Raw genomic sequence first — 12,672 nt, 5'->3', positions numbered from 1 at the left:
GCTGTGGTGGTTGCGTGTGGTCGCCCAGCTCCTCGACTGCTTGCTTCCGCCGTTGTGTGCGGGGGGGGCGGCCCCCCTCGTCTGTATCCGGCCACAGTTGCTCGGGACCTTCTCTTCGATCGGCGAGATCGCAGCAGGGTCGATAAGGCGTCGACGAGGTGCCACGTGCGGCAGGTGCCGAGGCAGAAAATTCTTGTGGATGTCCCGAAGGGCGATGACTTTTGTCTCCGGTTCCGGTCAACACATCCAGAGCAGATCCCACCGACTCTGGGAGGAATCATGACCGGGGACACCGCCCTGCCGCCGATCGTCGACCGGCAGACCTGGCAGACCGCGCTGGACGACCTGCGGAAGCGGGAGAAGGCCGCCACTCGTGAACTGGACGCGATCGCCGCGCAGCGCCGCCGGCTGCCGATGGTCGAACTGCCGGACTACACGCTGATCGGCCCGGACGGCCCGGTCCGGCTGGCCGACGTCTTCGACGGGCGTTCGCAGCTCATCGTCTACCACCACATGTGGTCCGACGGCGCGGAGTGGCAGTGCGGCGGATGCACCAGCCTCACCTCGCAGTATGTCCGGTTGAACTGGCTCGACAACTACGATGCCCGCTTCGTCATCGTCACCAACGGGCCCATCGACGAAGCACTGGCCTACAAGAGGAAGGTCGGCAACACGATGGACTGGTATTCGTCGTCGGAGAGTTCGTTCGGCGCCGATGTGGACGCGCCGCCCGGAGGCGGTTTCGCGGTGAACGTGTTCCTCCGCGACGGTGACAAGGTCTACCGCACCTGGCACACCAACGGCCGCGGTACCGAGCAGCTCAGCTACACGTTCGCGTTGGTCGATATCCTGCCGTGGGGCCGCCAGGAGGAATGGCAGGATTCACCCGAGGGGTGGCCGAAATCGCCCACCTACTCCAAATGGCTCGACTCTCCCGACGTTGCCCGGCTGTACGGTCCGGAGGCAGACGCTACCGCGACCGCCGCTCGTTCCCAGGACGCGACGGGATAGTCGAAATGACGGTAACGAAGCCTGCGCGCAGTGGTCACCTGCCGATCAACGGTCTGAGCCTGTACTACGAAGTGCACGGTGAACTCGGCAGTTCGGCAACGCCCCCGCTGCTGCTCATCCCCGGCGCCTTCATGGCCACCGACTCGATGACATCGTGGATAGCCGGTTTCGCGGGCGAGCGAGCGGTGATCGTCTTCGATCAGCAAGGGCACGGCCGCACCCCGGACACTTCGCGGGCGATGTCGTACGAACAATTCGGCGACGACGCGGCGGAATTGCTGCGCGCCTTGAATATCGAGCGCGCGGACGTCATGGGCTACTCGCAGGGCGGCGGTGTCGCGCTGCAACTCGCCCTCCGTCACCCGGCGCTCGTGGGCAAACTGGTCTCGCTGTCGGCCACCTTCCGCAAGGACGGCTGGTATCCGTCGGTGCTGGAGGGCATCGCGGGTCTCGACGCGACAATGTTCGCCGGTTCGCCTGTCGAGAAGGCATTCCTGGAGCACACCCCGGACCCCACGGCATTCGCCACCTACCTCGAGAAGATGAAGGTGCTGAATATCGAAGACCAGAACATCAGTGATGCCGAGATGCGTTCGATTTCGGCGAAGACGATGGTGATAGTCGGTGACGCGGACGGCGTGAAACCGGAACACGCAGTGCAGATGTTCATGCTGCGCGGCGGCGGTGACGAGGAAGCAGCGGCCTCGGGGATGCTGCACAAGGCACCGGCCGCGCGCTTGGTGATTCTGCCCGCGACATCGCATATCGGTATCAGCGGGGAGTCGGCGGTCCTGGTACCGATGGTGAGTGCGTTCCTCGACGATCTGCCACCGGCGACACCCGATTTGTTCTAGACGATTACGCACGCGGACGGTTCTTGGAGCAGGAGCGGAAGGGCGGTGCGTGCGATTCCGTACGCGTGGTAACTCGACCTCGGGACCAACCACTGCATGGCCTCCGCGATTGCCGGACCAACGTTGACGGTCGCGACAGCAAGTGTTTCGTTTATTTCGTTTGTTGCTATGCTCGTCATGGAGGTGCGTCATGACAGGTGTACATACTGCGAAACGGATCGAGCCGGGTGCGATAGATGCCGAGGTCGCCGCACGGGCTATGCGCCGCATCCGCGACTACCTTGCCCGGCATCCCGATGAGGACGTCATTTCGGTCGGCCGGGAGGTCGGCAGCGATGACGCCTTGGTGGTGCCCCGCGCCGTGGTCGATCTGCTCGCTTTCGTGCTGGCGGAAGCGGCGAGTGGCCGGGGCGTCACCATTGTGCCTTCCGACGCGGAACTGACCACGCAACAGGCCGCGGACATGCTGAACGTTTCGCGGCCCTATCTGGTCGGTCTCCTGGAATCGGGTGAGGTTCCGTTCCGCCTGGTGGGCACCCATCGACGCGTTAGGTTCGATGATCTTCGCGCCTACCAGCGCCGGCTCGAAGAATCCGGTCGCGCTGCGGCCGACGAGCTCTCCGAGCTGGGGCAGGAACTGGGTATCTGATATGGCCTGTGTGGTCGTTTACGATGCGAATGTCCTTTATGGGAACACCTTGCGGGACATGTTGATACGGATCGCCCGCTCCCGCTTGGTGCAGGCGAAGTGGTCCGAACGAATCCTCGATGAGGCGCTTGAGAATCTGGCTGCGCGCCGCCCGGATATTCAGCGAGCGAAGCTCGACCGGCTACGGGTGCTGATGAATGCGGCCGTTCCCGACAGCCTTGTCACAGGCTACGAACCGCTGATCGAAGGGCTGAAGCTCCCGGATCCAGATGATCGGCATGTATTGGCTGCCGCGATCAAATGCCACGCGTCGACGATTGTCACGTGGAACCTCTCCGACTTTCCACCGGAAAGCCTGAATCCGTGGAACGTGGAAGCCAAGAGTCCCGACGACTTCCTTCTCGAGCAGATCAGCATCGACGATCGGCGGGTGTGGGCGTGTGTCCAGCAGATCGCGGACTCGCGGCGCCACCCACCGGAAACGGCCGAGGATGTGCTCGATGCACTCGATCGAGCGGGAATGCTGGAATCCGTAGCCGCTCTCCGTTCAGGACGTTGGATCGGATAGCGACCGCTTTCGGCGCGGGTATCGACCACGACTGCGTGGCAGAACGAGGACGGATCGGTCCGAGTCGATTCGCCCGACTGTCCCGTCCATGACCTTATCTCCGGGGTGTGGCATGAGGCGGTCGATCGATCACAAGGTGACGTCTGGCAGTTGGTTGTCGTTCGGCAGATCGGAGTGGCGCTGGTTGTGGCAATGTCGGCGGTTGCAGTGCCGTACTCGGTATATCCGATTCTCGCGGCCCTGTTGGTTACCGTCCCCGTCGTCGCGCCCTTCGTGGTTGCGGCCGGAATCCCCTATTTGGTTTTACGTCGTCGACGATGACCGATCGCTCCGCGGGATGCTGCCGGATCGGCGCGGCCGGTAGGTGGCGGCCGATGAGCCGACTTTCTCGCGCCATATCTGGACCGGCGTACCACGAATTCGATTCCTGGGTTGGGTGATTCGAGGATGGTTGCGTAGGCTGTGGAAGCTCAGCGCCGAGTCCTCCCCGATCTGTAGCCAAACGACGCACTACCAGAGTGCACTGGACAGATCGGAAAGGAAATGCCAGGTATGAGCGAGAAGAAACCCGGCGACCGCGAAAACGGTGGACGGGTAAGGCGGGATCTCGTGACGGCGGTTATTACTGCCGCAGCATCGGCAGCCGTTACGGTCGCGGTGACCACGGGGGTGTCCGTACTCGGGAATCTGCTGGTACCGCTGATGGTCGTGCTGGCTCCATGCCATAACGACCAGCAGCCCGTCGACCCGGGTCTCCGAGTCGACGGTTGCCAGGCGGTTCTGACCTAACGTTCTTTGGCAGACCAAGGTCAGATACAGCCCCGGTCACTTCCAGTGGCCGGGGCTTTCCTTATTGCTAGGCAACTATACGTCCGAAAGCGAATCAAAAGCGAATCCAATCGGAAAGTCAGCGGAAACAAATCGGAAGGCGACCGGTGGTTTGTGACCGGTGATCAGCCGGGAGATCGAGTTCTCGCAACCGTTATCGGCGGAACCGCTCGCATCCGGTCCATCGACAACGAGCTCGACGATCGTGCCGGCACAGGAGGGTCGGCTCAGCGGTGAAGGTAGAGGTGTTCGTTTGGGAGGCGCGAGAGGCCGGTGGGCGGGCCGGGGACGACGGTGGCGGCGTCGGGGCGGTGGTGGGTGCGCCATTCGTGGAGGAAGTGGTGCGCGGCGGTGTGGCAGGCGGCGTAGTCGTGGAGGTGGATGCTGAGGTGGAGGTCGGGTTCGTGGGGGCGGGGTGAGGTCATGGGCGTGGTCCGGGGGCGGGGTGTGCAGCCAGCCGGTGCGGGCGGTGCAGGTGCGGAGGGAGTCGAGGATGGTGTGGCCGGAGGGCGGAACGGAGTGTGGGGGAGATGGATCCAGCGGCGGAAGTGTGCACAGCGGTCGGTAGGCGATGGGAGGGCGAGGGTGGTGCCAGGGAGGACGAGGGAGATGTGGAGGCGGAAGAGTTCGGTGAATAGGGCGGTGTCGTCGGGGAGGTCGGGGAGGATGGGGAGGGTCCAGCGGCATAAAGATTGGCGGGACCGGTATGGCGCCGGCCATCCTCATCGACTCCACTGTCGTGCGGATGCTCCTCGTTCCCGCGCTCGTGAAACTCATGGGCGACGTCAACTGGTGGAAACCCCGACTGCGTCGGCGAGCACCAAGCGGAAGCGTTCTACGCCGGGGTACTTCTCGCCGAGGGATGTCGCGGTGAAACCGGTGGCGAGATAGAAGCCGAGTGCGGTGTCGGCGGTCTCGGCGATCACCGCGAGGCCGGGATGGCGGGCGCGCAACTCCGCCAGGAGCCGGCGGGCGATGCCGCGCCGGCGTCGGGAAGCGGCTGTCGCGAGGTGTCGTAGCACGATGTGGTCGGCCCGGGTTTCGTAACCGGCCACGCCCACAAGTGTCTCGCCGATCGACGCGGTGATCAGAGCAGTCGCCGTGTCGGTGCGGTAGTGCCGGGTAGCCGCTGTGAGGCGAGACCGGTCGCCGCCGATGGCGGTGAACAGCAGTTCGGCTACGTCGGCGTTGTATGGATCGGCCGGGGCGATCCGGATTGTCTGCACAGAGGAAGGCTATGGTGCCTGCGACTCGGAGCTGAGTGATCTTCGATGAACTATCGGCGGCGTGGAGGTTTCGTATCGGCCGATAATCGTCGGACGAATTGCGGGCGGCCTGGTCGTGCGGTTTATTGGGCGGGTGATCGAAACTTCCGGCGCCGTGTTCGAGCGCCTCTTGCGGGCCGAGATTCCCGCTGATTCTCCCGTGCTGCTGGGTACCGCGTGTGTGCTCGGGGGCAGTGTTGCCGGGTTGCTGGCGGCGCGGGTTCTGGCCGCCCACTCGGAACAGGTCGTGGTCGTCGAGCGGGACGATATCGCTACGGAGGTGCCGTCGCGGACCGGGGTACCGCAGGAGCAGCAGGTGCACGTGCTGCTGCCCGGCGGGCTGGCGGTGATCGAGCGGCTGCTTCCGGGTTTCACCGCGGAGGCGTATGCGCTGGGGGCCATCGCGTCCGACTCGTCCGCTACCGCGCTGTATTTGGACGAACACCCCACGCTGCGTACTGAGCACGAACCGCTGTGCCTGGCGACCCGCCCGTTCCTGGAAGCGCGGATCCGCGCGAAGGTGCTGGAACTGCCGAATGTGCGGGTGGAGCATGCCCGGGTGACCGGGGTCGAGTTCGCGGACGGTGCGGTCGCCGCTGTTCGCCTGCACGCCGGCGGTGCCGACTCCGTGCTCGCCGCTGATTTCGTAGTCGACGCCATGGGGCGCAGCAGCAAGCTCGCCGACTGGCTCGAGGCCGGTGGGTTCGAGCGGCCGGAACTCCTGCGCCTGCACACAGGGATCAACTACGCGACGGCGCTTTTCGAGCGCGAGCGCGCCGACGGCGACCTCGTCGAGGGCACGACCATGGTGCAGTACTCGCCGGGGCGCGGCCCCCAGGGCCTCGCGTTGTCGGTGACCGGCGCGGTCGAGGACGGCCGGTGGATCGTCATGCTGATGGGGCACGACGAGGTGAAACCGCCACGGGATATCGAGACCTTCCGTGAGCTGTGCGCCGGTATGCCGGCACCGTTCCCGGAGGCGGTGAAGGGTGCGGTGGTCCGCGATATCGTCACCTACCATCAGGGCGACAGCCGTCGCCGCGACTACTCGGCCGCCGGGATGCCGGCCCGGCTGGTGAGTGTGGGTGACGCGGTGGCGTCGTTCAACCCGGCCTTCGGACAGGGCATAACGTCGGCCGCTCTGCACAGCGCCTGCCTGGCCGAGTATCTCGGCGGCGCGCCGGATCTCGGCGTCCCCGCCGGTGATTTCTTCGCCCTGCAACAGGTCGTGGTGGACGCGGCATGGCAGGTTTCGGCCGGTAGCGACGCCGCACGGCTCGATGCGCGCACCGGCGCGGAGGTACCGGAGCCGGTGCGGCAGCAGCGGGAAATCCTGGCCCGGATCGTCGCGGCCACGGTCACCGACCAGGAAATTGCGCAGGTGTTCCGGGATGTGTCGTTCATGCTGGAACACCCGGACCGGCTGGCCGGGTTCGCACAGCGAGTGACCACGGACGCCTGATCCGCACCGGCCGGCGCCCGCGAAGACGGGAACCGGCCCGCCTCCACGCGGTGACACCGTTCACGGCGACGGTGTCATGGGTGGTGCGGCGGTCGCTCGTGCTGTGCCGGGAGCAATTCGCCGCAGAGGGCGGCGAATTGCTGCCACGCAGACTCGGGGCCGACGGGATTCGCGCGGTCGGTGACCGCCGTCAGCAAGCCGACGAGCGCCCAGGACAGCATGGTGACGGTGAGATCGTCGACAGGCCGGCCCGGTTGCTTGTCGAGATGTTCGCGCAGGATGGCTGCCACACTGCTGCGGTATCCGCGTAATGCGGTCGCCGATCCCTTGGGCCCGATCAGCGGTTCGTACACGTCCGGATACCGGGCCCCGAGGCCGATCAGTACCCGGACCGGGGCCCAGCGTCCCCGGTCGGGGGAACGGGCGATCTCCTCTCGCAGATGCTCGCCGCAACTCACCACGAGCAGATCGTCCTTGTCCCGGTAGTGGGCATAGAACGTGGAACGCCCGACGTCCGCCCGCGCGATCACATCGCTCACCGTGATGCGGTCGTAGGGCCGTTCCATCATCAGTTCGATCAGGGCTCGGTGCATGGCGTGGCGGGTCCGCCGGACCCGGCGGTCGGAAGTGCTCATGGTCTTCCCTCGATGGACAGTTCGGCCGGACCTGTCCGGAAACGGACGAATCCTGTATATCTGATTCTGGTCGGCAGCGGTCGCTACGGCGACGATCGACCCATGACATCGGCTCAACGCACCCGCAACCCCATGTTCGTCGACGCACCCGGTACCGGGCTGGTCATCGAGGGCATGCGTCGCTACAACCTGTTCACCACCGTCTGGTTTCTCGGCCGGCATCGCCGGTTGCTCACCGAACTCGTCCGGGCCAGTGGAGCCCGGCCGGGCGACGACGCCGTCGATATCGGCTGCGGCCCGGGAAAACTCGTGCGAGCGCTCGGGGCGCAGGTCGGACCGCAGGGCAGCGTATGCGGTATCGATCCCGCTGCCGCGGCCGTCGAGTACAACCGCCGCCGCGACAGGCATCCCCACCATCGCTACGAGCGGGCCCCGGCGCAGGAACTGCCGCTCGCCGATGCCTCCATCGACGTGGTCACGTGTACTTTCGTCATGCATCACATTCCCGAGGACCAGCGTGATCCGGCGATCGCCGAGATGTGGCGCGTGCTGCGCCCGGGGGGTCGGGTGCTGCTCGCCGACGCCCGGTCGACTCCGTGGATGCGCTTTCTCTTCGGTCGCTCGACCCACCGGCACGGTGACAACAACCCGTTTGAGCAGATCGATGTCCGGCGCTATCTGCCCGCGCTGCGGGCAGCCGGATTCACCGGAGCCGAATATCGCGAGATCGGCTCGATGACGGGTATCTCGACAGCTTCCAAGCCGAACTGATCACAGCCCGAACGGGCAGACCGGCCGGCGGTGTGCGGGCGGCACCGCTGTTCCGGTGGTGGCAGCGGTAACCTGGCGGCGGCCGACAACACCGTTCGACGGGAGACTTCGTGCAGCAGCAGGCGCATTTCCTCACGATCGCAACACCCGATCTGGATGCGGTGCGGCGGTTCTACGTCGCGGGACTCGGCTGGGAACCGCTGATGGACGTGCCGGGTGAGATCGTCTTCTTCCAAATCGCGCCCGGCATGGTGCTCGGGTTCTTCCTGGCCGAGAAGTTCAACGCCGATATCGCCGACGGCGCCGACCGCGCGGCGGTATCGGGGATGACGCTGTCGCACAATGTCGGCAGCCGCGATGAGGTCGTCCGCACGGTGGACGCGATGGCCGCCGCGGGTGGCACGGTACTGAAGTCACCGCGGGACAGCGAATTCGGTGGGATTTTCAACGCCCATGTTGCCGACCCGAACGGTGTGGTCTGGGAGGTCGCGCACAACCCGGCGTGGCGGATCGAAGCGGACGGCACCGTGGTACTCGGATGAGGGCTGCACAGCCGAGGGCATCGCGGGCTGCCTGATCACCTACCGGGTGCGGCCGCCCGCGCGGTGCCGCCGCCGGACTCGCATTGCCCGAACGGGTTCGCTCGGCAATGCTCGTCCACGGCGGACCGCAGCGAAGGGCGTGTCTCAGTCGACGGGCGCGACGCGGATCAGGTTGCCATCCGGGTCGGCCACCAGGAAGGTGCGGCCGAAGACTTCGTCGTACGGTTCGGCGACGACCTTCACACCCTTGTCGACCCACTTCCGGTAGCAGCCGTCGATCTCCTCGGGGCCGCCGGGGAGCGCCAGGCAGAGTTCGCTGGTGCGCGGGCCCGCGAATGAGAAGTTCTCCTGTACACCGCTCCAGACGGCGAACTGGATTCCGCCGCCGAGTTCGAACGCGATGAAGCGCGGCGATTCGAAGACGGGCGTCATCTCGAACAGATCGCCGTAGAAACGGGCGGCGGCGGCCGCGTCGCTGACGTAGACGATGAACATATTCGGGGTCATGCGGGTCGGTTCTCCTCATGTCGTCGGATCGGACGATCGTGAGGTTGCCTGCCAAACCTGACAGATCCCGGCAGGTTTTCGGAAGAATCTTCCGATATGACGCCCGACCGTTTCTTCTCGCTGCTGATCGCCCTGCAATCCCGCGCCACCGTCACCACCACCGAACTGGCCGAGGAACTGGGGATATCGGTGCGGACGGTGTTCCGGGACCTGCAGTGGCTACAGGAGGCCGGATTTCCGGTCCTGATCCGGCGCGGCAGAGGGGGCGGGGTGACGCTGCTGCCCGGCGGCGCACTGGACCTGGCCCGGCTCACTCCGGCCGAACGCGACCATCTCGCCTTGACCGGGCTCGACGATGCGCAGCGGGAGCAACTCGGTGCTGCGAGCGAGGGGCGCCGGGCCAGAAGCAAGGTGGCGCCGGGGCGCGTGCGGCCGGAGAATCTGCTGCCGGTGCATGCGGTGGTCACCACGGACAACCGGCCCTGGTTCGGGCCGCCCGGTGCGGGAATCGGTCCCGCGGAACTCGTGGGCGACCTGCGGCGTGGTGTCCGGTTGCGCCTCAACTACCGCCGGTCGGACGAGACCGAGCCGGCCTGGCAGCTCGTCGACCCCTACGGATTGCTGGCCAAAGGGGGTCGCTGGTATCTCGTGGCCGACCATCTGGGCCGGCCGCGGCTGTATTCGCTGGAACGCGTTGCCGGGTGGCGCCCGGTGCGGACGCCCCGGCGGCTGCGGCCCGGCGCCACCCTGCATGCGGTGGCCGCGGAACTGTCCGCCAAGTGGGAAACCGCGGGCGCTCTCCAGGTCGAGGGTGAGTTGACCGCCGGCCAGCTGGAACGGGCGCACCGCATCCTCGGCACCCGGTTGACGGTGCTGTCGGCGGCGCGGGGCGGCCGGGTGCGGATCGGTGTGGCCTGCCGGGTGCTCGAGGATGTACGGCAGCTGTTGCAGTTCGCGGACGATTTCGTCGTGACCGGCCCGCCCGCGGCGCGCGATCGGATTCGTGAGCTGGCGACGGCTATCGTGCGGCAATACGAGTGAGGGTCCGCCGTCGTGTGATGCGGGACACAACACTGTTGCCGACGAGTTTCGGCACGCAACGCCGTCCAATGGGTGGAACGTAGTACCGAACAAGGAGACCGAACATGGCGGCACAGTCGAAGGGCCCCGCGTCGTATTTCCCGGCCATCGAGGCGAAATACGGCCGCAGTATCGAGGAGTGGAAAGCCGCCCTGCGCGACTCCGGCCTGTCGTCGCACAAGGAACTCGTCGAACTCCTCAAAACCGGGCACGGCTTCGGACACGGTCATGCGACCGCGATCGTCCAGCATTATCTGCATCCCGAGAAATGGGCCGCCTGACGGTGGTCCCGAGCCCGTGGGAGTAGCTCGGCCGAGGCGCACGAGGGGTGCTGCGGAGCAAACCGCATCTGCTTTCGGCCTACCTGTTACCCCGCAGGGCTCTCCCGGTTTCGGGCCCGAATGAGGTCGACCGCCACAGTGAACACAGGGCCCGCTGCCGCTGCCGGGTCCGCCGGCGAAATGCTGTGCCGCGACGGACTTCCGCCGTAGGCTTCGCAGCACCGGCACGATCGTGGCGGCACAAGCGCCGAGGATTGGGGCATCGCATGGCGATTCGGGATCGACTGGGACTCACAACGGCCGAGTCCGGGCCGGTCTACGGCGAACCCTTCGAGACGTCCGATGGAGCGATAGTCATCACCGTCGCCCGCCGCGGCGTCCTCGGTCCGGCCATGCGGCCGACCGGAATTTTCGTCGTACGCGACGGCGCCGCGACCTGGGTGCCCACGGTGGATGTCAACCGGATCGCCCTCCTGGGCGAACTGATCGGCCTGCTCGCGGCCGTGATCACCAGCCTCGCGATCCTCCGCCGCCCACCCTGGCCCGACCTCGGCCGCCGCGTGTGCGACTGACCCGGCCGAGGTTCAGCCGGGCCGGCCTCGCCGCTCGGCTTCCAGCAGCCGCACCGCCCGCGGGCCGACACCGTGCAGCGGCAGCAGATCGTCCAGGTTTTCCGGCAGATCGGCCAGCGTCCGGTATCCGGCGTCGAGGAGCGCACCCGTTGCGGGTCGGCCGATCTGCACCCCGTCGAACACCGGTCCGCGGTCGTGGGCAGTGCTCATAACGCGAAAATACCTTGTCGTGGTGCGCAGCCGTCCGGCCGTGCCGAACGGCCGATAGTGCTGTTCCGCAGACAGACCGAGGTCGCGACCGGTGTTCGGGTCGGACCGGCCGAGCACGATCGGGAGTTCCGGGTTTCAACGGTATGAAGCCGAGCGCCGCGGAGGACTCCCAAGCTTCCCAGCAGTGATAACCCCGTTTTGTTGTGGAAGATTTTATGAGCGCGGTAGGCCGGAGGAGGAGCGTTGTCGCAGATGTTGTCGTGTGCTGGCAGGGTCCGAGCCTCGGTGGTAACAATGGCAGCGCTGGAGAGTTCGGCCCGGACTATCGAGTGGCGAGTTCCGCAGCCTTTCGAGGTGGTGGAGTGAGACATCCGGAAACCGTCGAGGTACTTGCTCGAGGGCGTGCTTTGGCCCATGCGGTCGCCGATATGCTGGAACGGATCCAGCGCATCCGTGTCCGGAGGCCGTCCCCGAGTGGCCGGGTGATTCCCGAGGTGGACGGGACGCTCCGGCTGACCGATATGTACATCGCGCCTGGTACGATCGCGCACTCCACCGACTATCGGGATTTGGCCGCGGACATCATGGCTGCCATCACCGAAAGCACCCTCGATGCCGCGCGGAAGCACAAGCAGGAGGTCGCCGAGACCGAGTGGCCCGACATGCCCAAGGCGCCATGGGTGCCACGGCGGCGATAGTCGTGTTCTGGTGGTGTGACTCGGGATCCGGGTGGTGTCGACGGTGAGCTCCATTGAGCATGCCGGATCGTCGGCAGCCCGGTTGCGCCGGCAACTCTACGAGGTATTCAATCCGGACTATTCGGTCGGGGTGGCGTGCGATATCGCGGGTGTGATCGTCGGGTTGCATCTCGGCGATGAGATCGCCGAGCATACTGACGCCTGGCTTGCCGCCGAGATACTCCGGCTCGCTCGGCTGGCGCGAATGAAGTCCGAGGTGGGGCGGCGCCAGATACTGATCGGCAACGGGATGTTGCCGCACGCAGTGGAAGCCCGCGGGCTGCCGAGTGAAGCAGACTACCGTCGGGCCGAGGCGGCCGAGTTCGGCGACCAGCTCTGAGGCCGTGCTGCCTCGGCGCTGACCCTCCATCGTATTGGCCTCCCCGTTCGTGGGGATATTAGACAATTGGTCTGCGGACGCAACAGGAAGGATTCGATGGCATGGGGCCGAAGTTCGAACAGGTGCCGGATGATCTGCGTGGCCGTGCGGACAAGAAAAGAGCTGTTGTTCCCGGTCTCGAGAATCACGCTCGGGGTGACCGCGACTTTCTGGCCAGTTTGTACGAAGGGGCGGGCTTGGGGGTACATCCCATCGGTGTGAAGTACCCGGGCATGGACGAGCGGCGAACGCAGCGCTGGATGGGTCTCAGGGACGGAGCCGAGGACACGGCGGACGTCACCGATCACGGAGCTACGAGGT

At 66.1% G+C, this 12,672-nt stretch carries 18 protein-coding genes; 13 read left to right on the top strand and 5 right to left on the bottom strand.

Annotation, left to right across the window (positions count from 1 at the left end; genetic code table 11):
• The first annotated feature begins 279 nt into the window (after positions 1–279).
• The 5 genes from QH276_RS34770 (at position 280) to QH276_RS34750 (ending at position 3,871) form a co-directional block, all read left to right on the top strand.
• A complete protein-coding gene (locus QH276_RS34770) occupies positions 280–1,011 on the top strand; it encodes a DUF899 domain-containing protein (RefSeq protein ID WP_280397704.1) in 732 nt (243 codons plus the stop codon).
• 5 nt (positions 1,012–1,016) lie between these two features.
• Positions 1,017–1,865: an alpha/beta fold hydrolase gene (locus QH276_RS34765; RefSeq protein WP_280397703.1), complete on the top strand. Its 849-nt coding sequence runs from the start codon at positions 1,017–1,019 to the stop codon at positions 1,863–1,865.
• 190 nt (positions 1,866–2,055) lie between these two features.
• Positions 2,056–2,514, top strand: a complete 459-nt coding sequence (locus tag QH276_RS34760) for an excisionase family DNA-binding protein (protein ID WP_280397702.1) — start codon at positions 2,056–2,058, stop codon at positions 2,512–2,514.
• A gap of 1 nt (position 2,515) precedes the next feature.
• Positions 2,516–3,082 carry a PIN domain-containing protein gene (locus tag QH276_RS34755; protein ID WP_280397701.1) on the top strand — a complete coding sequence of 189 codons (567 nt, stop codon included), beginning with the start codon at positions 2,516–2,518 and terminating at the stop codon, positions 3,080–3,082.
• A 552-nt stretch (positions 3,083–3,634) separates the two neighbouring features.
• Entirely contained in the window at positions 3,635–3,871 is a 237-nt protein-coding gene (locus tag QH276_RS34750) for a hypothetical protein (RefSeq protein WP_280397700.1), read from the top strand.
• Positions 3,872–4,137: 266 nt separating this feature from the next.
• Here the strand turns inward: QH276_RS34750 and QH276_RS34745 are convergent, their stop codons facing one another.
• Together QH276_RS34745 and QH276_RS34735 are read right to left on the bottom strand one after the other, a co-directional pair.
• Positions 4,138–4,335, bottom strand: a complete 198-nt coding sequence (locus QH276_RS34745; protein WP_280397699.1) for a hypothetical protein — start codon at positions 4,333–4,335, stop codon at positions 4,138–4,140.
• 360 nt (positions 4,336–4,695) lie between these two features.
• Positions 4,696–5,136 carry a GNAT family N-acetyltransferase gene (locus QH276_RS34735; protein WP_280397698.1) on the bottom strand — a complete coding sequence of 147 codons (441 nt, stop codon included), beginning with the start codon at positions 5,134–5,136 and terminating at the stop codon, positions 4,696–4,698.
• A 133-nt stretch (positions 5,137–5,269) separates the two neighbouring features.
• On the opposite strand from QH276_RS34735, the gene QH276_RS34730 reads away from it, so the two are divergent.
• On the top strand, positions 5,270–6,637 hold the full coding sequence (locus QH276_RS34730) for an FAD-dependent oxidoreductase (protein ID WP_280397697.1): 1,368 nt from the start codon (positions 5,270–5,272) through the stop codon (positions 6,635–6,637).
• Positions 6,638–6,711: 74 nt separating this feature from the next.
• On the opposite strand, the gene QH276_RS34725 is transcribed toward QH276_RS34730, so the two are convergent.
• Positions 6,712–7,272 (bottom strand): TetR/AcrR family transcriptional regulator, encoded by a 561-nt coding sequence (locus QH276_RS34725; protein ID WP_280397696.1) that lies wholly within the window; start codon positions 7,270–7,272, stop codon positions 6,712–6,714.
• Between the two features lie 102 nt (positions 7,273–7,374).
• Between QH276_RS34725 and QH276_RS34720 the strand changes: the two genes are divergently transcribed.
• Positions 7,375–8,043 carry a class I SAM-dependent methyltransferase gene (locus tag QH276_RS34720; protein ID WP_280397695.1) on the top strand — a complete coding sequence of 223 codons (669 nt, stop codon included), beginning with the start codon at positions 7,375–7,377 and terminating at the stop codon, positions 8,041–8,043.
• 110 nt (positions 8,044–8,153) lie between these two features.
• Positions 8,154–8,585, top strand: coding sequence for a VOC family protein (locus tag QH276_RS34715; protein ID WP_280397694.1), 432 nt, complete (start codon positions 8,154–8,156; stop codon positions 8,583–8,585).
• Positions 8,586–8,729: 144 nt separating this feature from the next.
• Here the strand turns inward: QH276_RS34715 and QH276_RS34710 are convergent, their stop codons facing one another.
• The gene (locus QH276_RS34710; protein ID WP_280397693.1) at positions 8,730–9,092 is read right to left on the bottom strand and encodes a VOC family protein; all 363 of its coding nucleotides are present in this window, start codon (positions 9,090–9,092) and stop codon (positions 8,730–8,732) included.
• Positions 9,093–9,188: 96 nt separating this feature from the next.
• On the opposite strand from QH276_RS34710, the gene QH276_RS34705 reads away from it, so the two are divergent.
• The 3 genes from QH276_RS34705 to QH276_RS34695 all read left to right on the top strand — a co-directional run bounded on the left by QH276_RS34705 (position 9,189) and on the right by QH276_RS34695 (position 11,025).
• Positions 9,189–10,133 carry a helix-turn-helix transcriptional regulator gene (locus QH276_RS34705; RefSeq protein WP_280397692.1) on the top strand — a complete coding sequence of 315 codons (945 nt, stop codon included), beginning with the start codon at positions 9,189–9,191 and terminating at the stop codon, positions 10,131–10,133.
• A 104-nt stretch (positions 10,134–10,237) separates the two neighbouring features.
• Positions 10,238–10,453 (top strand): DUF4287 domain-containing protein, encoded by a 216-nt coding sequence (locus QH276_RS34700; RefSeq protein ID WP_280397691.1) that lies wholly within the window; start codon positions 10,238–10,240, stop codon positions 10,451–10,453.
• Between the two features lie 266 nt (positions 10,454–10,719).
• Complete coding sequence (locus tag QH276_RS34695) at positions 10,720–11,025, top strand: hypothetical protein (protein ID WP_280397690.1); 306 nt, start codon at positions 10,720–10,722, stop codon at positions 11,023–11,025.
• Between the two features lie 12 nt (positions 11,026–11,037).
• Here QH276_RS34695 and QH276_RS34690 read toward each other — a convergent pair whose 3' ends face one another.
• Complete coding sequence (locus QH276_RS34690) at positions 11,038–11,235, bottom strand: helix-hairpin-helix domain-containing protein (RefSeq protein WP_280397689.1); 198 nt, start codon at positions 11,233–11,235, stop codon at positions 11,038–11,040.
• A 362-nt stretch (positions 11,236–11,597) separates the two neighbouring features.
• On the opposite strand from QH276_RS34690, the gene QH276_RS34685 reads away from it, so the two are divergent.
• Together QH276_RS34685 and QH276_RS34680 are read left to right on the top strand one after the other, a co-directional pair.
• Positions 11,598–11,933, top strand: a complete 336-nt coding sequence (locus QH276_RS34685; protein WP_280397688.1) for a hypothetical protein — start codon at positions 11,598–11,600, stop codon at positions 11,931–11,933.
• A 43-nt stretch (positions 11,934–11,976) separates the two neighbouring features.
• The gene (locus tag QH276_RS34680) at positions 11,977–12,312 is read left to right on the top strand and encodes a hypothetical protein (protein WP_280397687.1); all 336 of its coding nucleotides are present in this window, start codon (positions 11,977–11,979) and stop codon (positions 12,310–12,312) included.
• Positions 12,313–12,672: the final 360 nt, after the last annotated feature.

Source organism: Nocardia carnea (genome assembly GCF_029869215.1).
Taxonomy (GTDB): domain Bacteria; phylum Actinomycetota; class Actinomycetes; order Mycobacteriales; family Mycobacteriaceae; genus Nocardia; species Nocardia carnea_B.
The sequence above is the reverse complement of the archived record's forward strand: the minus strand, read 5'-3'. Positions and strand labels throughout refer to the sequence as shown.

Coding starts and splice junctions, on each gene's coding strand:
- QH276_RS34705 (WP_280397692.1), top strand. CDS start 9,189: ATGACGCCCGACCGTTTCTTCTCGCTGCTGATCGCCCTGCAATCCCGC.
- QH276_RS34745 (WP_280397699.1), bottom strand. CDS start 4,335: ATGACCTCACCCCGCCCCCACGAACCCGACCTCCACCTCAGCATCCAC.
- QH276_RS34695 (WP_280397690.1), top strand. CDS start 10,720: ATGGCGATTCGGGATCGACTGGGACTCACAACGGCCGAGTCCGGGCCG.
- QH276_RS34700 (WP_280397691.1), top strand. CDS start 10,238: ATGGCGGCACAGTCGAAGGGCCCCGCGTCGTATTTCCCGGCCATCGAG.
- QH276_RS34710 (WP_280397693.1), bottom strand. CDS start 9,092: ATGACCCCGAATATGTTCATCGTCTACGTCAGCGACGCGGCCGCCGCC.
- QH276_RS34770 (WP_280397704.1), top strand. CDS start 280: ATGACCGGGGACACCGCCCTGCCGCCGATCGTCGACCGGCAGACCTGG.
- QH276_RS34765 (WP_280397703.1), top strand. CDS start 1,017: ATGACGGTAACGAAGCCTGCGCGCAGTGGTCACCTGCCGATCAACGGT.
- QH276_RS34720 (WP_280397695.1), top strand. CDS start 7,375: ATGACATCGGCTCAACGCACCCGCAACCCCATGTTCGTCGACGCACCC.
- QH276_RS34760 (WP_280397702.1), top strand. CDS start 2,056: ATGACAGGTGTACATACTGCGAAACGGATCGAGCCGGGTGCGATAGAT.
- QH276_RS34755 (WP_280397701.1), top strand. CDS start 2,516: ATGGCCTGTGTGGTCGTTTACGATGCGAATGTCCTTTATGGGAACACC.
- QH276_RS34690 (WP_280397689.1), bottom strand. CDS start 11,235: ATGAGCACTGCCCACGACCGCGGACCGGTGTTCGACGGGGTGCAGATC.
- QH276_RS34750 (WP_280397700.1), top strand. CDS start 3,635: ATGAGCGAGAAGAAACCCGGCGACCGCGAAAACGGTGGACGGGTAAGG.
- QH276_RS34725 (WP_280397696.1), bottom strand. CDS start 7,272: ATGAGCACTTCCGACCGCCGGGTCCGGCGGACCCGCCACGCCATGCAC.